Annotated in this window: 25 protein-coding genes; 13 read left to right on the top strand and 12 right to left on the bottom strand. The window is 72.5% G+C overall.

Annotation, left to right across the window (positions count from 1 at the left end; translation table 11 throughout):
- Positions 1-250: 250 nt before the first annotated feature.
- Both N7925_RS11165 and N7925_RS11160 read right to left on the bottom strand, forming a co-directional pair.
- A complete protein-coding gene (locus N7925_RS11165) occupies positions 251-1,132 on the bottom strand; it encodes a transglutaminase-like domain-containing protein (protein ID WP_265599505.1) in 882 nt (293 codons plus the stop codon).
- 100 nt (positions 1,133-1,232) lie between these two features.
- On the bottom strand, positions 1,233-2,261 hold the full coding sequence (locus N7925_RS11160) for a GNAT family N-acetyltransferase (protein WP_265599504.1): 1,029 nt from the start codon (positions 2,259-2,261) through the stop codon (positions 1,233-1,235).
- Positions 2,262-2,378: 117 nt separating this feature from the next.
- Between N7925_RS11160 and fdxA the strand changes: the two genes are divergently transcribed.
- Together fdxA and dapC are read left to right on the top strand one after the other, a co-directional pair.
- Positions 2,379-2,699, top strand: a complete 321-nt coding sequence (gene fdxA / locus N7925_RS11155; RefSeq protein ID WP_007446848.1) for a ferredoxin — start codon at positions 2,379-2,381, stop codon at positions 2,697-2,699.
- Between the two features lie 165 nt (positions 2,700-2,864).
- Complete coding sequence (dapC, locus tag N7925_RS11150; RefSeq protein ID WP_274343768.1) at positions 2,865-3,959, top strand: succinyldiaminopimelate transaminase; 1,095 nt, start codon at positions 2,865-2,867, stop codon at positions 3,957-3,959.
- Positions 3,960-4,061: 102 nt separating this feature from the next.
- On the opposite strand, the gene N7925_RS11145 is transcribed toward dapC, so the two are convergent.
- The gene (locus tag N7925_RS11145) at positions 4,062-4,517 is read right to left on the bottom strand and encodes an ATP-binding protein (RefSeq protein WP_274343767.1); all 456 of its coding nucleotides are present in this window, start codon (positions 4,515-4,517) and stop codon (positions 4,062-4,064) included.
- A gap of 290 nt (positions 4,518-4,807) precedes the next feature.
- Positions 4,808-5,734 carry a hypothetical protein gene (locus tag N7925_RS11140; RefSeq protein ID WP_265599501.1) on the bottom strand — a complete coding sequence of 309 codons (927 nt, stop codon included), beginning with the start codon at positions 5,732-5,734 and terminating at the stop codon, positions 4,808-4,810.
- Between the two features lie 61 nt (positions 5,735-5,795).
- Here N7925_RS11140 and dapE point away from each other — a divergent pair, with 61 nt between their 5' ends.
- A complete protein-coding gene (gene dapE, locus N7925_RS11135) occupies positions 5,796-6,875 on the top strand; it encodes a succinyl-diaminopimelate desuccinylase (protein WP_274343766.1) in 1,080 nt (359 codons plus the stop codon).
- 107 nt (positions 6,876-6,982) lie between these two features.
- Entirely contained in the window at positions 6,983-7,768 is a 786-nt protein-coding gene (locus N7925_RS11130; RefSeq protein WP_265599499.1) for a TIGR00730 family Rossman fold protein, read from the top strand.
- Between the two features lie 367 nt (positions 7,769-8,135).
- Here the strand turns inward: N7925_RS11130 and folP are convergent, their stop codons facing one another.
- Complete coding sequence (gene folP, locus N7925_RS11125; RefSeq protein WP_265599498.1) at positions 8,136-9,008, bottom strand: dihydropteroate synthase; 873 nt, start codon at positions 9,006-9,008, stop codon at positions 8,136-8,138.
- Positions 9,009-9,083: 75 nt separating this feature from the next.
- On the opposite strand from folP, the gene N7925_RS11120 reads away from it, so the two are divergent.
- Together N7925_RS11120 and N7925_RS11115 are read left to right on the top strand one after the other, a co-directional pair.
- Positions 9,084-9,536 carry a DivIVA domain-containing protein gene (locus tag N7925_RS11120; protein WP_274343765.1) on the top strand — a complete coding sequence of 151 codons (453 nt, stop codon included), beginning with the start codon at positions 9,084-9,086 and terminating at the stop codon, positions 9,534-9,536.
- Positions 9,533-10,129, top strand: coding sequence for a DNA-3-methyladenine glycosylase I (locus N7925_RS11115; RefSeq protein ID WP_265599496.1), 597 nt, complete (start codon positions 9,533-9,535; stop codon positions 10,127-10,129). The genes N7925_RS11120 and N7925_RS11115 overlap by 4 nt, the downstream gene beginning before the upstream one ends.
- 7 nt (positions 10,130-10,136) lie before the next feature.
- On the opposite strand, the gene N7925_RS11110 is transcribed toward N7925_RS11115, so the two are convergent.
- Positions 10,137-10,949, bottom strand: a complete 813-nt coding sequence (locus N7925_RS11110) for an enoyl-CoA hydratase/isomerase family protein (protein WP_265599495.1) — start codon at positions 10,947-10,949, stop codon at positions 10,137-10,139.
- 315 nt (positions 10,950-11,264) lie between these two features.
- On the opposite strand from N7925_RS11110, the gene N7925_RS11105 reads away from it, so the two are divergent.
- Positions 11,265-11,432: a DUF3117 domain-containing protein gene (locus tag N7925_RS11105; RefSeq protein ID WP_003966491.1), complete on the top strand. Its 168-nt coding sequence runs from the start codon at positions 11,265-11,267 to the stop codon at positions 11,430-11,432.
- Positions 11,433-11,576: 144 nt separating this feature from the next.
- Here the strand turns inward: N7925_RS11105 and N7925_RS11100 are convergent, their stop codons facing one another.
- Complete coding sequence (locus N7925_RS11100) at positions 11,577-12,242, bottom strand: O-methyltransferase (RefSeq protein WP_265599494.1); 666 nt, start codon at positions 12,240-12,242, stop codon at positions 11,577-11,579.
- Positions 12,243-12,492: 250 nt separating this feature from the next.
- On the opposite strand from N7925_RS11100, the gene sigE reads away from it, so the two are divergent.
- The 5 genes from sigE to N7925_RS11075 all read left to right on the top strand — a co-directional run bounded on the left by sigE (position 12,493) and on the right by N7925_RS11075 (position 17,631).
- Positions 12,493-13,182: an RNA polymerase sigma factor SigE gene (sigE, locus tag N7925_RS11095; RefSeq protein WP_003966488.1), complete on the top strand. Its 690-nt coding sequence runs from the start codon at positions 12,493-12,495 to the stop codon at positions 13,180-13,182.
- On the top strand, positions 13,179-14,228 hold the full coding sequence (locus tag N7925_RS11090) for an anti-sigma factor family protein (protein WP_274343764.1): 1,050 nt from the start codon (positions 13,179-13,181) through the stop codon (positions 14,226-14,228). The genes sigE and N7925_RS11090 overlap by 4 nt, the downstream gene beginning before the upstream one ends.
- Before the next feature lie 89 nt (positions 14,229-14,317).
- On the top strand, positions 14,318-16,225 hold the full coding sequence (locus tag N7925_RS11085; protein ID WP_274343763.1) for a S1C family serine protease: 1,908 nt from the start codon (positions 14,318-14,320) through the stop codon (positions 16,223-16,225).
- A 119-nt stretch (positions 16,226-16,344) separates the two neighbouring features.
- Positions 16,345-16,845 carry a sec-independent translocase gene (locus N7925_RS11080; RefSeq protein ID WP_265599491.1) on the top strand — a complete coding sequence of 167 codons (501 nt, stop codon included), beginning with the start codon at positions 16,345-16,347 and terminating at the stop codon, positions 16,843-16,845.
- A gap of 126 nt (positions 16,846-16,971) precedes the next feature.
- Positions 16,972-17,631 carry a hypothetical protein gene (locus N7925_RS11075; protein ID WP_274343762.1) on the top strand — a complete coding sequence of 220 codons (660 nt, stop codon included), beginning with the start codon at positions 16,972-16,974 and terminating at the stop codon, positions 17,629-17,631.
- Positions 17,632-17,688: 57 nt separating this feature from the next.
- Here N7925_RS11075 and N7925_RS11070 read toward each other — a convergent pair whose 3' ends face one another.
- Genes N7925_RS11070 through N7925_RS11060 form a run of 3 tightly spaced genes read right to left on the bottom strand, consistent with a single transcriptional unit; the run spans position 17,689 to position 20,702 of the window.
- Positions 17,689-18,822: an Mrp/NBP35 family ATP-binding protein gene (locus N7925_RS11070; RefSeq protein ID WP_265599489.1), complete on the bottom strand. Its 1,134-nt coding sequence runs from the start codon at positions 18,820-18,822 to the stop codon at positions 17,689-17,691.
- Positions 18,823-18,865: 43 nt separating this feature from the next.
- A complete protein-coding gene (locus tag N7925_RS11065; RefSeq protein WP_274343761.1) occupies positions 18,866-19,426 on the bottom strand; it encodes a DUF1003 domain-containing protein in 561 nt (186 codons plus the stop codon).
- A complete protein-coding gene (locus tag N7925_RS11060) occupies positions 19,416-20,702 on the bottom strand; it encodes a magnesium transporter MgtE N-terminal domain-containing protein (RefSeq protein ID WP_274343760.1) in 1,287 nt (428 codons plus the stop codon). The genes N7925_RS11065 and N7925_RS11060 overlap by 11 nt, the downstream gene beginning before the upstream one ends.
- Before the next feature lie 245 nt (positions 20,703-20,947).
- Between N7925_RS11060 and N7925_RS11055 the strand changes: the two genes are divergently transcribed.
- Positions 20,948-21,718 (top strand): hypothetical protein, encoded by a 771-nt coding sequence (locus N7925_RS11055; protein WP_265599486.1) that lies wholly within the window; start codon positions 20,948-20,950, stop codon positions 21,716-21,718.
- Between the two features lie 28 nt (positions 21,719-21,746).
- Here N7925_RS11055 and N7925_RS11050 read toward each other — a convergent pair whose 3' ends face one another.
- Positions 21,747-22,283, bottom strand: a complete 537-nt coding sequence (locus N7925_RS11050) for a hypothetical protein (protein ID WP_274343759.1) — start codon at positions 22,281-22,283, stop codon at positions 21,747-21,749.
- 34 nt (positions 22,284-22,317) lie between these two features.
- On the bottom strand, positions 22,318-23,445 hold the full coding sequence (locus N7925_RS11045) for a magnesium and cobalt transport protein CorA (RefSeq protein WP_274343758.1): 1,128 nt from the start codon (positions 23,443-23,445) through the stop codon (positions 22,318-22,320).
- Positions 23,446-23,672: the final 227 nt, after the last annotated feature.

Genomic DNA, 23,672 nt, shown 5'->3' with positions numbered 1-23,672 from the left:
CTTCCGGCCCCGCCCGACGCGGAATGCGACGGGCCGTACGCATCCGGTGACGGGTATCCAGTTGAGCGCATGGGCATTCGCGTAGGACGACAAACGGGCTGAATACCGCTCCCGTTGGGCGCGGAAGGGGGCGTGCGGATGTAGAACGGGAGCGCACATCGCTCACGGACCCATCCGTCTCGCCACCGCACGGACACCGGAAGGGCCGGCGGCGGGCAAATTTCCGCCGCATTCCCGCCGGACGGCCGGTTCAGTTCAGCAGGGCGCGCGCGGCGTGGGCCTTGCGCCGGATGTTCTCGGCCGTCGTCGGCTCGATGCCGTCGAGGATCTTCGCGTATTCCTCCATCTCCGCCGCCCCGCGCAGGAATTCACCGCGCTGGACCAGGAGCTGGGCGCGCTCGAAGCGGAGCCGGGCCGGATGCGAGGGCAGGAGCAGCGACAGCTCTACCGCCCACAGGGCCACATCCGTGCGTTCGGGCCGGGCCGCCGCCCACGCCCGGACGTTGTTCAGGATCCGCAGCACGATCTCCAGTGGCCGCGCGGGCGTCATCATCGACGGCTCCAGGGCCGCTCCGGTGGCCCCGGTGACCAGCAGCTCCGCGTCCTGACCGGTCAGCGGCGCGCCCCCGGCGAACGGATCGGCCAGCACCGGGTGCTCCCGGTCGCCGAAGCCGACCACGAAGTGACCGGGCAGCGCCACCCCGTACACCGGTGCGCCCGCCCTCCTGGCGACCTCGATCCAGACGACCGACAACAGGATCGGCAGGCCCCTGCGGCGGCGCAGCACCTGCTGGAGCAGCGAGGAGTCCAGCCGCTGGTAGTCGACGGAGGAACCGCCGAAGCCGCAGCGTCCGCCCAGCAGTCCGGCCAGCGCCGAGGCCCAGGCGGCGGGGGAGCGGGAGCCGTACGGCAGCAGTCCCGCCAGCCGGTCCAGCTCGATCTGCGCGGCGTCGATGCCGTACGGGTCGGGGACGGCCTCCCCCGCAGTCACCGGGCGGACCTCGGCCGGGCCCACCGGTCCGGCCTCCGCGCCCAGCAGCAGACAGAGGAGGGCGAGGTCCGGCCGCTCGGACCGGGCCTCCTCGGCGAACTGCCGCCGCCGCTCGGCCGTTCCGGAGTCCAGCGCGCTCATATGCGACCCATGTCCCTGTCCCTCGTCCCTGGCCCTGTTCCTGTCCCTGCTCATGCGCGTCGATCCGCCGGAGGGCCCGGCGCGGGGCCACCGGCGCCCGTCACGCCGAGCGGTAGTGGTGGTAGCGGTGGTGGGCCGCGAAGCCCATGCCGTCGTACAGCGCCCGCGCCCCCTCATTGTCCTCCTCGACCTGGAGCCAGGCCGCCGAAGCGCCCTCGTCCAGCGCCCGGCGGGCCAGCGCGGCCATCACGGTGGTGGCGAGACCTTGCCGCCGCCGCTCCGGGGCGACCTCGACGGCCATGAACCCCGCCCACCGGCCGTCCACGACACACCGCCCGATCGCGGCCGGCGGGGCGGCCGGATCCGTGTCCGGGGCCCCTGCGTCCCCGGTGGACCCCGGCAGCGTGGCGAACCAGACCGAAGGGCCGCTGCCCAGCACCCGCGGCACATGGGGGCCGGGGGTGGAGAAGCGCTGGTAGCGGGCGAGCCAGGCCGCGTCCGGTTCGCGGGCCAGACGGACCGCCCGCACCTCCGCCCGAAGGTCACCGACCGGCGCCAGCGCGGCGATCCGCACCTCCGCCGAGACCTCGCGGCGCCAGCCGTGCCGCTCCAACTCCGCGCACAGCAACTCCTGCGTGCCCTCGGCCCCGGTCGCCGTCTGGACGTACGCGGGCAGGCCCCGCTCCTCGTACCAGTCCCGGACCCGTCCGAGCGCCTCGCCCACCGGCAGCCCCGGATCGCCGAGCGGCAGCGCGGAGTTGGCGCGCCGGGTGAAGCCCCCGGCGGCGCGCAGCCGCCAGTCGCCCAGCGCTTCGCTCTCCACGGGCTGCCAGGCGCGCGCGGTGACGGGGGCCAGCTCCCCGAAGGAGGCGGCGGGACCGCGGCGGCGGGCCGGGGCAGGGGGAACGACCTTGCCCGCGACCAAGGAGGATTCCACGATGTGGACGGATTCTCCGCTCTTTCGTGTGATCGAGAGCACATCGCTGTTCCATGATGTGAGCACCCCGACCACGTCGGTGAACTGCGCGTCCGTACCCCCGCCGTCCGTCCGGCGTCGAACGGACACGCGTTTGCCCACGTCAGCGGGTGTGATGCTGACTTCCAGCCGTCCGCCGATGGTGAATTCCACAGCTCTGTCCGCCCCTCCTGTTCGGATCGTGCCCGAGAACGGAGATACTAGAGGCGGGCATCGACGACGCCGCGCTCCCGCGCGAGAGCCAACGCCCTACCGAGGAGGAACGACAGCGTGACCTACGTCATCGCGCAGCCTTGTGTCGACGTGAAGGACAAGGCCTGCATCGAAGAGTGCCCCGTCGACTGCATCTACGAGGGTCAGCGGTCCTTGTACATCCACCCGGACGAGTGCGTCGACTGCGGAGCCTGTGAGCCGGTCTGCCCGGTCGAGGCGATCTTCTACGAGGACGACACTCCGGAGGAGTGGAAGGACTACTACAAGGCGAACGTCGAGTTCTTCGACGACCTCGGCTCTCCGGGCGGTGCTTCGAAGCTCGGTCTGATCGAGCGCGACCACGCGTTCATCGCCGGACTGCCGCCGCAGAACCAGTAAGCGGCGGCACCACGCGCGCGGCCCGGTCCCGTACGGCTTGTCACCGTGCGGGACCGAGGCGTTTCCCGTACGTCCGGGGCCGTTGCCGCCGCGCGTCCGTTCCGCCGCCCCGTCCGTTCCGCCGCCCCGCCGCCCCGTAGAGAACACCCGAGAAAGCAGAGCGCCGTGTCCGCAGTCTCCTCCCGCCTCCCGGTCTTCCCCTGGGACAAGCTCGCGCCCTACAAGTCGACGGCCCAGGCCCATCCGGACGGCATCGTGGACCTGTCCGTCGGCACCCCGGTCGACCCGGTCCCCGAGCTCATCCAGCGGGCGCTCGTCGCCGCCGCGGACAGCCCCGGCTATCCGACGGTGTGGGGCACCGAGGCCCTGCGGGACGCCCTCACCGGCTGGGTGGAGCGCCGCCTCGGCGCGGTCGGCGTGAGCCACGCGAACGTGCTGCCGGTCGTCGGGTCCAAGGAGTTGGTGGCCTGGCTGCCGACGCAGCTCGGGCTCGGAGCGGGCGACAAGGTGGCCTACCCCCGGCTCGCCTACCCGACGTACGAGGTCGGCGCCCGGCTCTGCGGAGCGGAGCCCGTCGTCTACGACGACCCGACCGAGCTGGACCCGGCGGGGCTGAAGCTGCTCTGGCTCAACTCGCCCTCCAACCCCACCGGCAAGGTGCTGTCGAAGGACGAGCTGACCCGGATCGTCGCCTGGGCGCGCGAGCACGGCGTGCTGGTCTTCAGCGACGAGTGCTACCTGGAGCTGGGCTGGGACGCCGAGCCGGTGTCGGTGCTCCACCCGGACGTCTGCGGCGGCCACTACGACGGCATCGTCGCCGTCCACTCGCTCTCCAAGCGCTCCAACCTGGCCGGATACCGGGCCGCGTTCATCGCGGGCGACGCGGCCGTCCTGGGCGAGCTGCTGCTCATCCGCAAGCACGGCGGGATGATGGCGCCCGCCCCCGTCCAGGCCGCGGCCGTCGCCGCGCTCGGCGACGACGTGCACGTGTCCGAGCAGCGCGCCCGCTACGCGGACCGGCGCCTCGCCCTGCGCGCGGCGCTGGAGGCGCACGGCTTCCGGATCGAGCACAGCGAGGCGAGCCTCTACCTGTGGGCGACCCGCGACGAGCCGTGCTGGGAGACCGTGGCGTACCTCGCTGAGCTCGGCATCCTGGTGGCGCCCGGCGACTTCTACGGCCCGGCGGGCGCGAGTTTCGTCCGGGTGGCGTTCACCGCGACCGACGAGCGGGTGGCGACGGCGGTCAAGCGCCTGTCCTGACCTCGGTCGCCGCCGCGCGGCGGCGCGACGCGCCGAGGGCCTCGGGAGTGCGCACTCCCGAGGCCCTCGGCGCGTTTCCGGTGCTGCGGGTGCTGCGGTGGATCAGCCGCCGATCGGCAGACCGCCCAGCGGGAGGCCGCCCTTGGTCAGGGAGTCGGTGGGCAGGCCGCCGCCGAGCGCGTCCGTGGGCAGGCCGCCGCCAGCGGCCTCGGCCACGCCGCCCACGGCCTGGCCCGCGTTGCCCGCGGCCTGGCCGGCGGTCTCCTGGGCGGCCGGGATGGCCACCCCGGCGGACTTGCCGATGGTCTTGCCCGCGGCCGGGACCGCCGTGCCGACGAGGCGGCCGCCGGTGTCGCCGGCCGCCTGGGTGCCCTGCTGGACGGTGCTGTCCACGGTGCTGCCGAGACCGGCGCCGTCCAGCGCGGTCAGTCCGCCCAGGTCCGGGGTCGCCGGGAGCTCTGCGGCGCTCGCGGCGCCGGCCGCACCGACCACGGGGGCCGCGCCTGCGGCGATCAGCAGCGCGGCACGAGCGATCCGACGGGTCAGGGGGAGGGACATGATGCTCCTTCAGCGGGTTGTGCACGGATCTGTCTGTCCGGTGATCGGACGCAGTGACAACCGCTTGGGGGGAGGGGGAGGTTGCGGTGGGCGAAGGTAAAGACTGCGTAATGGGTCCGATTATCCGCAGCGGAAGAACCCGGGCAAACGATCCATACCGCCGCAGCCCGATGAACCGTCACTTCCCTTGCGCGGCAAGGGAACGGGGGCAGGTCCCCGAGGTTGCGCGGAGTCGCCCGGGACACGTCCGGGGCCATGCCGACCAGGGTCCCTACGGGTGACGGGGCGTACTACTGAACGACCCGGATCCTGACCGCCGTCGTGCCCGATTCCTTACCCTTCGCGCGTTCCGTCCGCCAGCCCGAACCGGCGTCCCAGACCCGGTCCGCGTAGCTCACGCGCTCGATCCGCAGGGCCTCGGACTGTGCCACGGCCCAGTGCGCCAGCTCCCAGCCCCGCTGCGGAGCGCCCTTGTCCTCGGACCGCGCCGAGGCCGCCGGGACCGGCACCGAGACGGTCGACGCCGCGGACGCGCCCGCGGCCACCGCGCCGGGCAGCACATCCTTGCCGAAGGCGCGCACCAGCTCGGTCCGCACCCGCGCGGCATCCCCCGGGCCGTCCGCCGTGGCCGTCGACGGGGTGCAGTTCAGCGAGGCCGGCCTGCGCCCGGTCAGCGCGGCGGCCAGCAGGGCGGCGTCCGGCTCGTGCTTCGCGTACGCCTGCGGGAACCCACTGCGCTGCACGCGCTGCGCGGCCACGGTCAGCGGGAGGCGCGAATAGCCCGGCACCTCGGCCAGGCCCTCGTAGAACTTCTCCGACGAGTAGACCGGGTCCATGATCTGCTCCACGGTGCCCCAGCCCTGCGAGGGCCGCTGCTGGAACAGGCCCACCGAGTCCCGGTCCCCGTAGTCGATGTTGCGGAGCGTGGATTCCTGGAGCGCGGTCGCCAGCGCGATGGTCACCGCCCGCTCGGGCATGCCCCGGGTGGTGCCGACCGCGGAGATCGTCGCCGCGTTGACGGCCTGGGCGAGGCTCATCTCGTAACGCTGCGTCCCGTCCCCGTCCCCGTCCTTCGCCTCCACCACACAGCGCGGCGGATTCTTCGACCCGGACGAGTCGTACTGCACGGCCAGATAACCGCCCAGCGCCGCGAGCACGGCGAGGGCGGCCCCGTAGCGGAGGAGGCGTCGTCGGCGAGGGCTGGCTGTCCTGGGCACGGGCCCACCGTACTGGAGGGTCCGGCCCGGGCCGCCACCCAAGTCCCTTAGGGTCGGGCCCATGGCCGACAGCACCCTTGACCTCACCCTGGACGGACCGGCGCTCACCGCCCGGCTCGTCGACTTCCCCTCGGTCAGCGGGGAGGAGAAGGCCCTCGCCGACGCGATCGAATCGGCCCTGCGCGCCCTGCCCCACCTCACCGTCGACCGCCACGGCAACAACGTCGTCGCCCGCACGGACCTGGGCCGCCCCGAGCGCGTCGTCCTCGCCGGGCACATCGACACCGTGCCGATCGCCGACAACGTCCCCTCCCGCCTCGACGGGAACGGGATCCTCTGGGGCTGCGGGACCTCCGACATGAAGTCCGGCGTCGCCGTCCAGCTCCGGATCGCCGCGACGGTCCCCGAGCCCAACCGCGACCTGACGTTCATCTTCTACGACAACGAAGAGGTCGCCGCGCACCTCAACGGCCTCGGCCACATCGCCGACGCCCACCCCGAATGGCTCGCCGGGGACTTCGCCGTGCTGCTGGAGCCTTCCGACGGCGAGGTCGAGGGCGGCTGCCAGGGCACCCTCCGGGTCCACCTGCGGACGGCGGGGGAGCGGGCCCACTCGGCGCGCAGTTGGATGGGCTCCAACGCCGTCCACGCCGCCGCCCCGATCCTGGCGAAGCTCGCCGCGTACGAGCCCCGCCGCCCGGTCATCGACGGCCTCGAATACCGCGAGGGCCTCAACGCCGTCGGCATCGAGGGCGGCGTCGCCACCAACGTCATCCCGGACGCCTGCACCGTCGTCGTCAACTACCGATACGCCCCGGACCGCACCGAGGAGGAGGCCGTCGCCCACGTCCGCGAGGTCTTCGCCGACTGCGGCGTGGCCGAGATCGTCATCGACGACCACTCCGGCGCCGCCATGCCCGGCCTCTCCCACCCCGCCGCCCAGGCGTTCATGACCGCCGTCGGCGGCACCGCCCGGCCCAAGTTCGGCTGGACCGACGTCTCCCGCTTCGGCTCGCTCGGCGTCCCCGCGGTCAACTACGGACCCGGTGACCCGATGTACGCCCACAAGCGCGACGAGCACGTGGCGGTCGCGAAGATCACCCACTGCGAGGACCGGCTGCGCTCCTGGCTGACCGGCTGACCGCCCGACGCACGGCATTCCCCCGTACGTAACCTCCGCCGATCTACGCTGGCCGTACGCAGTACGACACGACCCAGCGCGACGCGGGTCGGTGGAGGGAGCGGAACATGGGCAACGCCGAAGACGCACGGATCCCCGAGGGTGCGGAGGTTCCCGAGGGAGCGGTCAGCCCCGAGGAACAGTGGCTGGGCCCGGTCCTGCGCCGCAGGGAGCAGGTCCAGCCCGGCACGACCGACCAGCGGCTGCTGGACTCCGAGGGCGACTCCGAGTGGGTGCACACCGACCCCTGGCGGGTGATGCGCATCCAGTCGGAGTTCGTCGAGGGCTTCGGCGCACTCGCCGAACTGCCGAGCGCGATCAGCGTCTTCGGCTCGGCCCGCACCCCGGACGGATCACCGGAGTACGAGGCCGGCGTCCAGCTCGGCAAGGCACTGGTCGACGCGGGCTTCGCGGTGATCACCGGCGGCGGCCCGGGCGCGATGGAGGCCGCCAACAAGGGAGCCCGGGAGGCGAAGGGCGTCTCGGTCGGCCTCGGCATCGAGCTGCCCTTCGAGTCGGGCCTCAACCCGCACGTCGACATCGGCGTCAACTTCCGCTACTTCTTCGTCCGCAAGACGATGTTCGTGAAGTACGCCCAGGGCTTCGTGGTCCTCCCCGGCGGCCTCGGCACCCTGGACGAACTCTTCGAGGCGCTGACCCTCGTCCAGACCGGCAAGGTCACCCGCTTCCCGATCGTCCTGTTCGGCACGGCCTACTGGGGCGGCCTGATCGACTGGCTCCGCGACACGGTGGTGGCCCAGGGCAAGGCCTCGGAGAAGGACCTGCTGCTCTTCCACGTGACGGACGACGTGGAGGAAGCGGTGACGCTGGTCACGAAGGAGGTCGGCCGCTGACCTCAGCCCCCGGCACCCCGAGCCCGCCAGGCCACCTCAAGCCGACCCGGCCACTTCAAGCCCGTCCGGCGATTGAGGACATCTTTCGACCTGGGGGCACCTCCGGGTCGAGCCGGCCACACTCAGCCCGCCCGGCCATACCTAGCCCGCCCGGCCACCCCAAGCCCGCCCGGCGCTTGAGGGCATCTTTTCGGCCGATCCGGCCACCTCGAGCCTGCCCGGCGCTTGAGGGCGTCGTGTCGGCCAGTCCGGCCGAACCCAGCCCGCCCGGCGATTGAGGGCATCCTTTCCAGCCCCTCCGGCGCTTGAGAAGCGGGGCCCGGGGGCAAGCGCCCCCGGACCCCGCCCGCCGCGGGCAGGCGGCGACCTACGCCAACCCCCTCCGCGCCACGGCCGGCGCCCGATGCCCGGCAACGGACGCCACCATGTCCAGGACCTGCCGCGTCTCCGCCACCTCGTGCACCCGGTACACCCGCGCCCCCAGCCACGCCGAGACCGCCGTCGTCGCCAGCGTGCCGATGACGCGCTCCTTCACCGGCCGGTCCAGCGTCTCGCCCACGAAGTCCTTGTTGGACAGGGACACCAGCACCGGCCACCCGGTCTCCGCCATCTCCCCGAGCCGCCGCGTCGCCTCCAGCGAGTGCCGGGTGTTCTTCCCGAAGTCGTGCCCCGGATCGATCATGATCCCGTCCGGCCGCACCCCGAGCTCCACCGCCCGCTCGGCCAGTCCCACGGTCACCCGCAGGATGTCCGCCATGACGTCCTCGTACGCGATCCGGTGCGGCCGGGTCCGCGGCTCCGCGCCGCCCGCGTGCGTGCACACGAGGCCCGCCCCGTACCGCGCGGCGACCTCCGCCAGCTTCGGGTCCACCCCGCCCCACGCGTCGTTCAGCAGATCGGCCCCGGCCTCGCAGACCGCCTCGCCCACGTCGTGCCGCCAGGTGTCCACGCTGATCACCACGGACGGGTGGCGGCGGCGGACCTCGGCGACGAACCCGACCGTGCGGCGCGCCTCCTCCTCGGCGCTCACCTCCTCGCCGGGGCCCGCCTTCACCCCGCCGATGTCGATGATCGCGGCACCCTCGGCCACCGCCTGCTCGACCCGGGCCAGCGCCGGCTCGTCCCCGAACGTGGCGCCCTGGTCGTAGAAGGAGTCCGGGGTCCGGTTCACGATCGCCATGATCACCGGCTCATGCGGACCGAACTCCCGCCGCCCCAGCCTGAGTGCACCGCTTCGCATCCCGTGTTTCCTCCTCAGATAGCCCGCTTGCGACCCTAAGGCCTCACCGGGCCGGCCCCGACTTGTCCGTGCCGCATGGCACGATCGGAGCCGGACGAGGTTTCCGCCCCCGGGGAGATGCGCGTGTTCTGGTTCTTGCTGCTCACGATGGTCGTGGTCGTCACCGCGGTCACCCTCGCGGTGGTCGGAGGCGGTGGGAGCGCCGTGCTGCAGGACGTCCCGCCCGACCGGTTCACCGATCCGCTGCCCGCGACCCGCCCGGTCGGCCGGGCGGACATCGAGGCGCTGCGCCTGCCCATGGCCCCCCGCGGCTACCGGATGGCGGACGTCGACGAGGCGCTGTCCCGGCTCGGCGCCGAGCTGGCCGAGCGCGACGCCCGGATCGCCGAGCTGGAATCCGCCCTGGCCGGGGTGCAGGCCGCAGCGGTGACGACGGGCACCGACCTCTTCAAGCAGCCGGGCGACCGGCCCGCGGAACCGGGCGGCCACGCGAACAGCTCGGGCCGCGCCGAGGAGGACGGGCGATGAGCGGCGCGGCCCTGGCCGCCCCCGACGGCGGGCTGCGCTGCCCGTGGGGCCTGTCCGCCGAGGACTACCTCGCCTACCACGACAACGAGTGGGGCCGGGCCGTCCACGGGGACGACGCCCTGTTCGAACGGCTCTGTCTGGAGGCCTTCCAGTCCGGGCTCTCCTGGATCACGATCCTGCGCCGCCGCGAGACCTTCCGTACCGCGTTCGAGGGCTTCCGGATCGAGGCGGTCGCGAAGTTCACCGACGCCGACCGGGAGCGGCTCCTGGCCGACCCGGGGATCATCCGCAACAAGGCCAAGGTCGACGCGACCCTCGCCAACGCCAAGGTGCTCGCCGACTGGTCGGAGGGGGAGCTGGACGAGCTGATCTGGTCCTACGCCCCCGACCCGGCCGGCCGGCCCGCCCCGCGCGGTCTCTCGGACGTCCCGGCCGTCACGCCGGAGTCCACCGCGCTCGCCAAGGCGTTGAAGAAGCGCTCGATCCGCTTCGTCGGCCCCACCACCGCCTACGCGCTGATGCAGGCCTGCGGACTGGTCGACGACCACCTCGCGGACTGCGTGGCGCGCGGCGGCGGGGCGGCGCCGCGCTGAGCCGCGGCTACTTCCCGAGGTAGACCGGCTTCTCCTTGGCCAGGAACGCCTCCACCGCGATGGTGTGGTCCTGCGACGCGCCCGCCCGGGTCTGGAGTTCGTCCTCCTTCTCCAGCGCCTCGGCGAGCGTGTGCCCGGCGCCGTACGCCATCGACTCCTTCAGCGCCGCGTACGCCACGGTGGGACCGTCCGCCAGGGCCCGGGCCACCGCCGCCGCCTCATCGGCCAGCTCGGCCGCGGGGACGACCCGGTTGACGATCCCCAGCTCGTACGCGTCCTGCGCGGAGACCGACCGCGGGAAGAACAGCAGATCGGCGGCGCGGCTCTGCCCGATCAGCCGGGGCAGCGTCCAGGACACGCCCGAGTCGGCGGTGAGTGCGACGCCCGCGAACGAGGTGTTGAACGAGGCGGTGTCGGCGACCACCCGGTAGTCGGCCGCGAGCGCGAATCCGAACCCGGCCCCCGCCGCGACGCCGTTCACCCCGGCGACGACCGGCTTCGCCATCCCGGTGATCGCCCGCACGATCGGGTTGTAGTGCTCCCGCACCGTGCTCAGCGCGTTCCCGGCGCCCGCCTCGCGGGTGGCCGAGAGCGTGGCGACGTGCTCCTTGAGGTCCTGGCCGACGCAGAAGGCGCGCCCGGTGGCCGTGAGCAGCACCGCCCGGACCCCCGCGTCCGCCGAAGCCGCCAGCAGCGCGTCCCGCAGCGCGATCTTCGCCGCGGTGTTCATGGCGTTCATCGCGCCGGGTCGGTTGATCGTGATCGTCGCGAGACCTTCGCTCACGTCGTACAGGACGGTGTTCGCCGGCTCGTCGGCCATTCCGGTATCCCCTCGCTGCTCGGGCATCGTTGCCACTGCAGGCAAGCATGGCCGATCCTGAGCTGGGCAGAGATGTGACCTGCGTCTAACAATTGGCTCTCACCTGGGGGTCCGGGGCGGCGCAGTATCGCAGCCGGATCGCCGAATTGGGTGGTTTTGAGAGAGCGCGTTGCGCAAGCGATGCACACCGATGTTGGTCATCGGGGTCATTGATGCGGGATAATGGCGAAGAAGCAATGTGTTCGATGCCGGTGAGGCAGCGCCTGTCATGGGGCCGCCGGTTGCGATGAGCTGGTTTCAGGAAGGGGAACGAGCATGGCGGCCATGAAGCCGCGGACGGGCGACGGCCCGCTCGAGGTGACAAAGGAGGGGCGGGGCATCGTCATGCGCGTTCCGCTCGAAGGCGGCGGTCGGCTTGTTGTCGAGCTGACTCCGGACGAGGCCGATGCCCTCGGCGACGCGCTGAAGAAGGTCGTCGGCTGACGCGGAACGCCCATCACCTTCACCACTGCCCGGTACGGATTCCGTACCGGGCAGTGGTGCGTTCTGACGAGGATCTACGCGCTCACCGCGGGGGTCTCCGCGCTCGCCACAGGGTCTCCGCGCTCACCGCGGGGGTCTCCGCGCTCAGCCGCGCCGGACCGCGCAGAGCAGGCCGTCGCCGACCGGCAGCAGGGTCGGCATCAGCTCCTGGCTCTCGCGCACCGCCCGCAGGAGGTCCCGCAGCCGCAGCACCTCGGCCGGCTGGGCCGCGGAGTCGACCGTGCGGCCGTCGGCGAAGACGCCCTCGAAGCAGACCAGCCCGCCGGGCCGCAGCAGGCGCAACGATTCAGCGAGCACATCGAGACTCTCCAGCCGGTCGCCGTCGCAGAAGACGAGGTCGTAACCGCCGTCCGCGAGCCGGGGCAGGACGTCCAGGGCGCGGCCGGGGATGAACCGGGCCCGGTTGGTGGCGAAGCCCGCCTCGCGGAACGCCGCCCGGGCGAACTGCTGACGCTCGGGCTCGGGGTCCACCGTGGTCAGGACACCGTCCGGCCGCATTCCGTGCAGGAGATAGATGCCGGACACGCCGGTGCCCGTGCCGATCTCCGCCACCGCTTTGGCGTCCGCGGCGGCTGCCAGCAGGCGCAGCGCAGCGCCGGTGCCCGGTGACACCGAGCGAAGCCCCAGCTCGCGAGCCCGCTCCCGGGCCCCGTGCAGTGCTTCGTCCTCGGCGACAAAGGCGTCGGCGAACGCCCAGCTCGTCTGCCGGTTGGCGGTAATGACCCTCTCCTGACCCCGTAGTTGGCGCAACGGTGACTGTATCCGCTGGACCCGGGAACCCGCAGATGGGACCGGGCGTTGTGCAAGCAGTGGGGAAAGCGCAGTGACCGGGTCCGCGGATCGGACCGGCGAGCTGCGGGAAAGTCCCGGGCGACGCCCGGCCCCAGCAGGGAAAAAGGCTTATCCGGAGCTAACGGGCGAGGTGGCTATGGTAGGGGCTCCACTGGACACCACCAGAGCCGATAGGGGAGGTGCGGCTGCGCCTGTGGACCGGGGAGGGATGCTGCGACGTCTTCTCAGGTCGGCCGGTGAGCCGAAATCCGTGACCAACATTGCTGACCGTTCTTCCGAAGACTCCGCACCGACCGCGACCTTCGCCTCTGATGCGGATTCTCAGGCGTGGACCCCGCCCTCATGGGAAGAGATCGTCAGCACGCACAGCGGCCGTGTGTACCGCCTCGCCTACCGGCTGACGGGAAACCAGCACGACGCCGAGGACCTGACCCAGGAGGTCTTCGTCCGGGTGTTCCGCTCGCTGTCGACGTACACACCCGGCACCTTCGAGGGCTGGCTGCACCGCATCACGACCAATCTCTTCCTGGACATGGTCCGGCGCAAGCAGCGCATCCGCTTCGACTCGCTCGGCGACGACGCGGCCGAGCGCCTGCCGAGCCGTGAGCCGTCCCCGCAGCAGGTCTTCAACGACACCCACTTCGACGCCGACGTGCAGCAGGCGCTGGACACCCTCGCGCCCGAGTTCCGTGCGGCCGTGGTCCTCTGCGACATCGAGGGCCTCAGCTACGAGGAGATCGCCGCGACCCTGGGGGTGAAGCTCGGCACCGTCCGCAGCCGTATCCACCGCGGCCGCTCGCACCTGCGCAAGGCGCTCAAGCACCGTTCGCCCGAGGCCCGCGCCGAGCAGCGCTCCCTGGCGGACGCGGTCCTGGCAGGGGAGGGCGGAACGGCGTGAGCGGCACAGGACCCACCCCCGCGGAAGCGCATCTGGGGGACCGACTCGCCGCGCTGGTCGACGGCGAGCTGAAACACGACGCCCGTGAGCGGGTCCTGGCCCACCTGGCGACCTGCGCCAAGTGCAAGGCCGAGGCCGATGCCCAGCGCCGCCTCAAGAGCGCCTTCGCCATGTCCGCCTCACCCTCGCCCTCCGAGGGCTTCCTGGCCCGGCTACAGGGCCTTCCCGGGGGCTCTGGCGGTGACGACACCGGCTCCGGCGGACCGTTCGGCGGCCGAGGGCCCTTCGCCGACGAGTTCTTTCCCGGGCTGCGGCCCTCCGGCGGCAGCACCCGCGCCGACACCGCGCCCTCGCCCCTGGACGGCTTCGGATACCTCCCCGCCACCCACGGCTCGACCGCCGTGCTGCCCGGCGGCCCCGCTTCCGGTTCGGTCTTCCGCATACACGAGGTGGCCCGCGACGCGGACCGCTCGCCCTGGCGCGGGCGGCGCTTCGCGTTCGCCGCGGCCAGCGCCGTCTCCCTCGCGGCCATCGCGCTGGGCGGCACCCTGCCGCTGGACTCCGGCCCCGAATCCTCCCTGCGCGCCGAGGGCGCCGGGAACAACGCCACCCCGCTCGACGCCGCGACCCGCGCCGAGAACGGCGCGAAGGCGGTCAGCCGCCGGGGCGGCGGCGCCCTCGTGGTGACCGGCGACGGCCGGGCGGCCGAGCGGCCCGCGTCCGGCACGGCCCCCGCCGGGACGAACCGGGTGCCCTCGACACTCACCGGTGCGACACCGGTGGTTCCGGCCGCCACCCCTCCGGCCGACCGGCAGGGGCCGCCGACCGCCCCGCCGCTGTTGGGCGTCCAGACCACGGGCGGGCACCCGTTCACCTTCCCCGTGCTGAACGTGTCCGTGTCGCCGCTGATACGCCCGGCGGTGTCCGGCACCCCGCTGCTGGCGGCTGCCCTCGGCAGCGGCCAGGCGCCGAAGACAGGGCTCTCCCCGGTTCCCTCGGGGCCGCCCGCCAACGATCTGGCGAGCCCGCTTTCCCCCCGGCCCTGACCGGACCCTGCGCGGGGATTCGCAAACCTGGTTGAATTCCGGAGAGGGACGCCTCGGTGGGGCGTACAGAGGCCAGTTGCGGGGAGAGCATGGACGACGGGAAGCCCACCGGGCCGCAGGCGAAGTGGTGGAGCCGCCCCACGGCGGGGCGCGCCGACCGCACGGAGCCGGACAGCGGGCCGGCCCCGTCGGACGCTCCGCCGGCCGAAAACCGGGAGCCGACGCCCCCGGCCCCGGCCACGCCCCCGGACGCCGCCTCGCCCCCGGCCCCGGACAGCATGACCCCGGCTCCGCCTTCCGACGCCGCCGACCGCCCGGCGGTCCACGGCGGCCAGGAGGTTCCGCGTCCCCGCCCTTCCGGGGCACCGCTGCACGAGCCCGACGAGTACAGCACCCCGCCCTACGGCGGCCCCGGCCCCTGGGCGCCCGCCCCGCCGGTGCAGCGGCCCACCCCCGCCCACGGCACCGTCGTACCGCCGGGGGCCGGAGCACCGGCCCCGCAGTACGCCGCGACGAACGGCGCCGGAACCCCGGCCCCCGCGTCGGCCCCCGCCCCGGCCCCGCAATCCGCGCCCGCCGACGGCTTCACGCCCCCGCACGCCCAGCCCGCCGACGGCTTCGCACCCCCGCAATCCGCGCCCGCCGACGGCTTCACGACCCCGGGGCCCCATGCACAGCCCCAGGCACACGCCGCCCACGCACCGCACCCGCCGCAAGGAGCCCCCGGGCAGCCACAGGGAGCCCCCGAGCACCAGGGGCAGCACCCCGCAGCGCAACCGCACGCGCAGCAGCACACGCAGTGGCTCCAGTACGACCCGTGGGGCGCTCCCGGACAGCCGCTGACCCGGCCGGGACCCCCCGAGGGCACCGAACCCGGCCGCAGGAAGAAGCGCCGGGGCGGAGCCTTCATGGGGGTGCTCCTGCTGACCCTGGTCGCCAGTGGCGTCGGCGGCGGCGTCGGCGCGTACATCGAGCGCAACGGCGGCCTGACCACCGTCGAGCTGCCGCAGGCGGGCCGCGACACCGGCGACCGGGCCCCCGAGAGCGTCGCGGGCATCGCCGCCAGCGCCCTGCCCAGCGTGGTCACCCTGCACGTCAGCGGCACCGCCGAGTCCGGCACGGGCACCGGCTTCGTCCTCGACGGCCAGGGCCACATCCTCACCAACAACCACGTCGTCGCCCCGGCCGGGGCGAGCGGGGACATCACCGTGACGTTCAGCAGCGGCGAGACGGCCTCCGCCGAGCTCGTCGGCAAGGACAGCGGCTACGACCTCGCGGTCGTCAGGGTCCGCGGGGTCTCCGGGCTCAAGCCCCTGCCCCTGGGCAACTCCGACAACGTCCAGGTCGGCGACCCGGTGGTGGCCATCGGCGCCCCCTTCGACCTCTCCAACACGGTGACCTCGGGCATCATCAGCGCCAAGCAGCGGCCGATCACCGCGGGCGGCGAGAAGGGCGACGGCAGCGACATCAGCTACGTCGACGCCCTCCAGACCGACGCCCCGATCAACCCGGGCAACTCCGGCGGGCCGCTGGTCGACACCCAGGCCCACGTCATCGGCATCAACAGCGCCATCCGCGCGGCCGACAGCGCCCGGGGCCCCGAGGCGGGCGGCCAGTCCGGCTCCATCGGCCTCGGCTTCGCCATACCCATCAACCAGGGCAAGCGCGTCGCCGAGGAGCTGATCAGCACCGGCAAGGCCACCCATCCGGTCATCGGCGTCACGCTGGACATGAAGCACACCGGCGACGGGGCCAAGGTCGGCACCGAAGGCGCAGACGGCGCGCCCGCCGTCGCGAAGGACGGCCCCGCGGCCAAGGCGGGCATCCGCTCCGGCGACGTCATCACCCAGGTCGAGGGCCAGCGGGTGCACAGCGGCGAGGAGCTGATCGTGAAGATCCGGGCCCACCGCCCCGGCGACGAGCTCGACCTCAAGCTGACCCGCGGCGGCGAGGAGCGGACGGTGACCCTGACGCTCGGCTCGGCGAGCGGCACGTGACGTCCACCGCGAGGTACCGCCCGGACACCTTCGACAGGTACCTTTGAGCGGTCCGGGCGGCTGGGAGACCCGGGCCGCGATCGCACGGAGAACACGCGGAGAACACGAGGAGCAACAAGGTGTTCAATGACATTGGCGCACTGGAGCTGTTGACGCTCGGGGTGCTGGCCGTGCTGGTCTTCGGCCCGGACAAGCTGCCCAAGCTGATCCAGGACGTCACGCGCACCATCCGTAAGATCCGCGAGTTCTCGGACAGCGCCAAGGAAGACATCCGCTCGGAGCTGGGCCCGCAGTTCAAGGACTTCGAGTTCGAGGACCTCAACCCCAAGACGTTCGTCCGCAAGCAGCTGATGGACGGCAACGACGACCTGGGGCTGAAGGAGATCCGCGAGAGCTTCGACCTGCGCAAGGACCTGGCCGACGTCACCGACGCGGTCAACGGGCGCACCCCGACCACGTCCGATACCGCCAACAGTGCGGCGAACGGCTCGGCGGGCGCGTCGGCCGACGGCTCGGTGACCAGCCTCACCAAAACCGGCGACACCGCCCCTGACCTGCTGAAGAAGACCCCGCAGCAGACGCAGCCCGAGCGCCCGCCGTTCGATGCGGACGCCACCTGACCCCCGGTCAATCCCGACTCGTCCGGACGGTATGGCTATTCTCCATCTGTCCGGTTGCGAGGATGCCCAAGCCCGCGGGGGGCGGGCCGCTCCGGATCCTGACTGATCGAGGAGGCGGCCGCGCAGATGGAGACGACGAGTCGGATTGATACGGACGGTGTCCCGGGCACGGCCACGGCGGAGGAGGTGCCGGCGACGCGGCGTACCGTCGACGGCTACCGGGAAGCGACCTTCCCCTGGTACGGCCTGGACGAGGCCTTCACCGGCCCGCGCTGGCTGATGCAGGTCGGCACCGCGGCGGACGGCACGGTGCAGCACGGTGCGACGGGGCACGGCGACGAGCCGTCGGTGAAGTCGGACGGCTCCACCGACAAGGAGCGGTTCGCCGCGGTGATCACCGTGGCCGCGAGCCCGGTGAGACGCAGCGGTGACGGCACGGGCGTGCTGGACGCCACCACGGTGTCCTCGGCGGCCTGGCTCGCGGGCTCCGGCCTGCTGGCGTACACCTGGCCGCCCCAGATGGACCACACCCTGCGCGACGACTGGCTGGACCAGCAGACGGAGACGGCGTTCACCCTCGCCGACGACCTCGGCAGCGCGCCCTGGTCGACGCTCTCCCTCCCGGTGGACGGGGTGCCGGTGGAGTTCCACTACCGCGAGTCCGAGTTCGGCTGGATCCTCGCCGGATCCGCCCACGAGGGCGTGCACATCGGGGCGTACGGGCGGGGGATGAGCGCGTACGGGCTCGGCTTCGCGGCCATCAAGGACATCGAGACGTACGCGTAGCGACGCACACGGGGCGGGCCGGTCGACCACCGGACCGCCCCGTGTTCCGTACAGGCGTCAGAACTTGTTGCGCGGGGTGATCCCCAGCGACATGCCCGACAGGCCGCGCTGGCGGCCGCCCAGCTTCTGGGCGATCGAGCGCAGCGCGCTGCCGGCCGGGGAGTCGGGGTCGGACAGGACGACCGGCTTGCCCTCGTCGCCGCCCTCGCGGAGCCGCAGGTCGATCGGGATCGAGCCGAGCACCGGCACCTCGGCGCCGACCGTGCGGGTCAGCCCCTCGGCCACCCGTGCGCCGCCGCCCGAGCCGAACACGTCGACCATCTCGTCGCAGTGCGGGCACGGCATGCCCGACATGTTCTCCACCACGCCGACGATCTTCTGGTGGGTCTGCACGGCGATCGAGCCGGCCCGCTCGGCCACCTCGGCCGCCGCCTGCTGCGGGGTCGTGACGACCAGGATCTCCGCGTTCGGCACGAGCTGCGCGACCGAGATCGCGATGTCGCCGGTGCCCGGCGGCAGGTCGAGCAGCAGGACGTCCAGGTCGCCCCAGTACACATCGGCGAGGAACTGCTGGAGCGCCCGGTGCAGCATCGGACCGCGCCAGACCACGGGCGCGTTGCCCGGGGTGAACATGCCGATGGAGATGACCTTCACGCCGTGTGCGGACGGCGGCATGATCATGTTCTCGACCTGGGTGGGCTTGCCGTCCGCACCGAGCATCCGGGGCACGCTGTGCCCGTAGATGTCCGCGTCCACGACGCCGACCTTCAGTCCGTCGGCCGCCATCGCCGCGGCGAGGTTCACCGTCACCGAGGACTTGCCGACGCCGCCCTTGCCGGAGGCGACCGCGTACACCCGGGTCAGCGAGCCGGGCTGGGCGAAGGGCACCTCCCGTTCGGCGGTGCCGCCGCGCAGCGAGCTCGCCAGGTCCTTGCGCTGTTCGTCGCTCATGACGTCGAGGGTCACCTCGACCCGCGAGACGCCCTCGACCCGGGCGACCGCCTCGGTCACGTTCCGGGTGATCGTCTCGCGCATCGGACAGCCGGAGACCGTGAGATACACCGTGACAGCGACTACACCGTCAGGATCGATCTCGACCGATTTCACCATGCCCAGCTCGGTGATCGGGCGGTGGATCTCCGGGTCGTTCACTGTCGCCAGTGCCTCAAGCACCGCGTCTTCCGTAGCCATACGGACGATGTTACGGCGCGGAGCACTACGGGCGGGTAGCCCTTCAGCGGTCGCCTTCGTCACTCTCGGCCGGGGACAGCACCTGCCGGTCCTCCATGTCCCTCACCATGTCCTGGAGTTCCGAGCGGATCCAGTCCCGGGTGGCGACCTCGCCCAGGCCCATACGCAGGGCCGCGATCTCCCGCGTCAGGTACTCGGTGTCGGCGATGGAGCGCTCGTTCTGCTTCCGGTCCTGCTCGTGCGTGACCCGGTCGCGGTCGTCCTGCCGGTTCTGCGCCAGAAGGATCAGCGGCGCGGCGTAGGAGGCCTGGAGCGACAGCATCAGCGTCAGGAAGATGAACGGGTACTGGTCGAAGCGCAGGTTTTCGGGCGCGAAGATGTTCCACAGCACCCAGAGGATGATGATCAGCGTCATCCAGACGATGAACCGCCCGGTCCCCAGGAAGCGCGCGATCCGCTCCGAGAACCGGCCGAACGCCTCCGGGTCGTACTCCGGCAGCAGCCGCCGACGCGGGTCCTTCGGCTGGTCCAGCCGGGTGCGCGGGGGCCGCACCAGGCCCGAGGCGCCGGTCGACGCCGCCTTCGCCCGATCCTCACCCGCCATGAACGATCCCCTCCTCCCCGTGCAGATCCGTCTCGCGCCAGTCGTCCGGCAGCAGGTGGTCCAGGACGTCGTCCACGGTCACCGCGCCCAGCAGCGAACCGGTCTCGTCCACGACGGGCACCGAGACCATGTTGTACGCGGCCAAGTAGCTGGTGACCGTCGGCAGCGGGGTGTCCGGCGGCAGCGGCACCAGGTCGCTGTCGACGATCGAGCTGACCAGGGTGAACGGCGGGTCGCGCAGCAGCCGCTGGAAGTGCACCGTGCCCAGGTACTTCCCGGTCGGGGTGTCATCGGGCGAGCGGCACACGTACACCTGCGCGGCGAGCGCCGGGGACAGGTCCGCCTGCCGCACCCGGGCCAGCGCGTCGGCCACCGTGGCGTCGGGCAGCAGCACGATCGGCTCGGTCGTCATCAGACCGCCCGCCGTCCGCTCCTCGTACGACAGCAGACGGCGGACATCGGCGGCGTCGTCCGGCCGCATCAGCGCCAGCAGCCGTTCCTTGTCCTCCTCCGGCAGCTCGGAGAGCAGGTCGGCCGCGTCGTCGGGGTCCATCGCCTCCAGGACGTCGGCGGCCCGCTCCTCGGCGAGCTTGCCGATGATCTCCACCTGGTCGTCCTCGGGCAGCTCCTCCAGGACGTCGGCGAGCCGGTCGTCGTCCAGGGCGGCGGCGACCTCCGCCCGCCGCTTCGGCGAGAGGTGGTGCAGGGCGTTCGCCACATCGGTGGGCCGCAGCCGCTCGAACGTGGCGACCAGACTCTCCGCACCCTGGCCGTGCTCGTCCAGCGAGAAACCGCTGACCGCCGACCACTCCACCGTCAGCGTCTCGCCCTTGCGGCGCAGCGCCCCGCCGCGCCCCTTGCGGACGAAGTACTTGTCGATCTCCCAGTCGCGGCGGGCCGGCAGCTGCTGGATGGCCACGTCCAGGACGGTGACCTCCTCACCGTCCTGGTCATGGCCGTCCACCAGCCGCACCCGCCGGTCCAGGAACTCGCCGAGGACGAGACGTTCGGTGGGCCGCTGTTCGAAGCGCCGCATGTTGACGACGCCCGTGGTGATGACCTGGCCGGACTCGACGCCCGTCACCCGGGTCATCGGCAGGAAGATCCGCCGGCGGCTGATCACCTCGACCACCAGGCCCAGGATGCGCGGCGGGCGTCCGCCCACCCGCAGCATCGCCACCAGATCGCGGACCCGGCCGACCTGGTCCCCGTTCGGGTCAAAAACGGGCACGCCGGAGAGGTGCGAGACGAAGACCCTGGGGGTGACCGCCGCCATCCTCGGCCTCCTTCGTCCGTCCGTGTCCACTGTGTCGTCCTGTGCCGCGGGACGGTCCGCGCCCGGCCGTCCCGGCCCGACGCCGCCGACCAGCGGATTTCGCCGGTACGCCGGGATCAGGCTAGCCCTTAACCCCGCACCGCGCCCCGGCGGACCGGTCCGTACGGCTGGCTGCCGGGAGGCAGGCGCCGCCCGGGTACGCTGCCGTCTGCCACCCCTGATCGCAGTTGAGAGGCAGTGCGCCCGTGACCTCTTTCGCCCCGGCCGTGCGGAACCATCGCCGGACCGCTCTCGCTCTCGTGCTGTGCGGGGGGCTCACCGCGGCCCTGGCCGCCTGCGGCACGGAGGAGGACCCGGACAAGGGGACCAACGGCGTCGCCAGACTCTCCGCCGCCGAGATCGACGAGAAGGCCAGAGCGGCGGCCGGAGCGGCGAGCGCCGTACGCCTGTCGGGCACGCTCGTCAGCAAGGGCGGCACCTACCGGCTGGAGATGAGGCTCAACGCGGAGGGCGGCATGGGCTCGGTGACCTCCAAGCAGCAGAGCTTCGCCCTGCTGCGGGTCGACGACGAGCTCTACCTGAAAGCCCCCGCGGAGTTCTGGACCCACGAGGAGAGCGGCGGCGGCGAGGGCGGCTCCTCCGACGTTACGGCCGCCGACAAGCTGGGCGGCAAGTACGTGAAGGTCCCCGAGGGCGACCCCAGCTACCGCCAGCTGCGCGGCTTCACGGACAAGAAGGTCCTGCTCGACGGGCTCCTCGCGCTGAACGGAAAGGTCAGCAAGGGCGGCCGGGACACGGTAGCCGGGCAGCGCACCATCCAGATCCTGGGCGGCAAGGGCGAGGGCGGGGCGTTCGACGTCTCGCTGGAGGACCAGCCGTACCCGGTCCGGGTGGCCCGGGGCGGCGGCGGGGGCACGGTCACGCTGGCCGACTGGGGGCAGGCCTTCCCGCTGGAGGCACCCCAGGAGGACGACACCGTCGACTACGGCGGCCAGCTCCCCAAGTCCTCCGGCTGAGCTGGGACCCGGACCGCGGGGCCCTGGCTCAGCGCTTCCCGCGACGCTTCAGCAGCAGCCGGGGGAGCGCCGCGGGGGCCGGCCGGCGGGTGGTGGCCCCGGTCGGCAGCGGAACGGCCGCCAGCGAGGTGTCCGGCAGCGCGGTGCTGACGGTGTCGGGCGTCAGCCGCACCACGGTGCACTCGCGCGCCCACCGCTCCGTCATCGACTCGGCGTCCGGCGCGTTCAGCCGCTTGCCCTTCAGCTCGGCGACCGCCGCCTCCCACTCCTCGGAGTGCGGCGGGAGGAAACGGCACACCGCACTCCAGGCGACGATCCGGCCGCCCTTGTCCTTGCTCCGTACGGTCACCTCGGCGCGGCCGCCGTCGGCCAGGCCCTCGGGCAGCGGCTGCTCGCCGGGGCCGCCGCCGACCAGATGCGCCGCGCCGTCGTGCCAGACGTGCCAGACGGCACGGGCCGGCCCGTCGCCCCGCACCCAGACGAGACCGGACTTTTTCGTGGCCTCCTCGACGAGGGCCCTCTCCAGCAGGTCGGCGGCGGCATCGGGCGCGGCGGCGTCAGTCATGGGCGCGAGCTTACTCAGCGGCCGGCCCGGGGACTCAGAGCCATCCGTTGCGCTTGAGGATGCGGTGGATGGAGAAACAGACCACCCCGATGACGCCGAGCACCAGCGGATAGCCGTACTTCCACTGGAGCTCGGGCATGTGGTCGAAGTTCATGCCGTAGACACCGCAGATCATCGTCGGCACGGCGATGATCGCCGCCCAGGAGGTGATCTTGCGCATGTCCTCGTTCTGCGTGACGGTCGCCTGCGCCAGATTCGCCTGGAGGATCGAGTTCAGCAGTTCGTCGAAGCCGAGGACCTCCTCCTGGACCCGGGCGAGGTGGTCGGCGACGTCGCGGAAGTACTTCTGGATGTCGGGGTCGATCAGCCGCATCGGGCGCTCGCTCAGCAGCTGCATCGGCCGCAGCAGCGGCGAGACGGCCCGCTTGAACTCCAGCACCTCGCGCTTGAGCTGGTAGATCCGGCCCGCGTCCGAGCCGCGTGGGCTGCCCTTGGCCGGGGTGGAGAAGACATCGATCTCCACCTCGTCGATGTCGTCCTGCACCGCCTCGGCCACCGCGATGTACCCGTCGACCACATGGTCGGCGATGGCGTGCAGCACGGCGGAGGGGCCCTTCGCGAGCAGCTCCGGATCGTCCTGGAGGCGGTGGCGCAGGGCACGCAGGGAGCCCTGGCCGCCGTGCCGGACGGTGATGACGAAGTCCCGCCCGGTGAAGCACATCACCTCGCCGGTCTCCACGACCTCGCTGGTCGCGGTCAGTTCGGCGTGCTCCACGTAGTGGATCGTCTTGAAGACGGTGAACAGCGTGTCGTCGTAGCGCTCCAGCTTGGGCCGCTGGTGGGCGTGGACGGCGTCCTCGACGGCCAGCGGGTGCAGCCCGAACTCCCGGGCGATGCCCGCGAATTCGGCCTCGGTCGGCTCGTGCAGGCCGATCCACGCGAAGCCGCCCTCCTCCCGCACCTGGAGCATCGCCTCGTGCGGCGTCGGGGTCGCGGGCGTCACCAGCCGGCGGCCGTCGCGGTAGACGGCGCAGTCGACGACGGCGCTGGAGGCGGACGGGTCGCGGGTGGTGTCGTACGCGCTGTAGGGGGTGCTGTTCTTACGGAGGGACGGGCGCAGGGACGGGCGCACGGCGGCGCGCAGGTCACGGATCATCGACATGGCTGGCTCCTTCACGGAGGGCCGTCGGCGAGGGCGTGGAACAGCCCGGAACGAGGACGTGTGCTCACGTCCGCAAAGCGGGCGGCACCGCGCGGGCGCGATGACGGCGTTCGCTACAGACAGGCAAAAACGAAGGGCTCTTCCGTCGCGCGAACTGCTGTCGGGGAGTCATCCGGATACGACGGCGATGTCGGCACCGGGCGACCGACGAGGCGTCGGATCAACGG

It is taken from the genome of Streptomyces sp. CA-278952 (genome assembly GCF_028747205.1).
Taxonomy (GTDB): Bacteria; Actinomycetota; Actinomycetes; order Streptomycetales; family Streptomycetaceae; genus Streptomyces.
Note: the sequence above shows the minus strand (reverse complement) of the source record. Positions and strands in the feature narration are given on the sequence as shown.

Coding starts and splice junctions, on each gene's coding strand:
- N7925_RS11165 (WP_265599505.1), bottom strand. CDS start 1,132: ATGAGCGCGCTGGACTCCGGAACGGCCGAGCGGCGGCGGCAGTTCGCC.
- N7925_RS11145 (WP_274343767.1), bottom strand. CDS start 4,517: ATGTCCCTCCCCCTGACCCGTCGGATCGCTCGTGCCGCGCTGCTGATC.
- dapE (WP_274343766.1), top strand. CDS start 5,796: ATGGCCGACAGCACCCTTGACCTCACCCTGGACGGACCGGCGCTCACC.
- N7925_RS11130 (WP_265599499.1), top strand. CDS start 6,983: ATGGGCAACGCCGAAGACGCACGGATCCCCGAGGGTGCGGAGGTTCCC.
- folP (WP_265599498.1), bottom strand. CDS start 9,008: ATGCGAAGCGGTGCACTCAGGCTGGGGCGGCGGGAGTTCGGTCCGCAT.
- N7925_RS11120 (WP_274343765.1), top strand. CDS start 9,084: ATGGCACGATCGGAGCCGGACGAGGTTTCCGCCCCCGGGGAGATGCGC.
- N7925_RS11115 (WP_265599496.1), top strand. CDS start 9,533: ATGAGCGGCGCGGCCCTGGCCGCCCCCGACGGCGGGCTGCGCTGCCCG.
- N7925_RS11110 (WP_265599495.1), bottom strand. CDS start 10,949: ATGGCCGACGAGCCGGCGAACACCGTCCTGTACGACGTGAGCGAAGGT.
- N7925_RS11105 (WP_003966491.1), top strand. CDS start 11,265: ATGGCGGCCATGAAGCCGCGGACGGGCGACGGCCCGCTCGAGGTGACA.
- sigE (WP_003966488.1), top strand. CDS start 12,493: ATGCTGCGACGTCTTCTCAGGTCGGCCGGTGAGCCGAAATCCGTGACC.
- N7925_RS11085 (WP_274343763.1), top strand. CDS start 14,318: ATGGACGACGGGAAGCCCACCGGGCCGCAGGCGAAGTGGTGGAGCCGC.
- N7925_RS11075 (WP_274343762.1), top strand. CDS start 16,972: ATGGAGACGACGAGTCGGATTGATACGGACGGTGTCCCGGGCACGGCC.
- N7925_RS11070 (WP_265599489.1), bottom strand. CDS start 18,822: ATGGCTACGGAAGACGCGGTGCTTGAGGCACTGGCGACAGTGAACGAC.
- N7925_RS11065 (WP_274343761.1), bottom strand. CDS start 19,426: ATGGCGGGTGAGGATCGGGCGAAGGCGGCGTCGACCGGCGCCTCGGGC.
- N7925_RS11060 (WP_274343760.1), bottom strand. CDS start 20,702: ATGGCGGCGGTCACCCCCAGGGTCTTCGTCTCGCACCTCTCCGGCGTG.
- N7925_RS11050 (WP_274343759.1), bottom strand. CDS start 22,283: ATGACTGACGCCGCCGCGCCCGATGCCGCCGCCGACCTGCTGGAGAGG.
- N7925_RS11045 (WP_274343758.1), bottom strand. CDS start 23,445: ATGTCGATGATCCGTGACCTGCGCGCCGCCGTGCGCCCGTCCCTGCGC.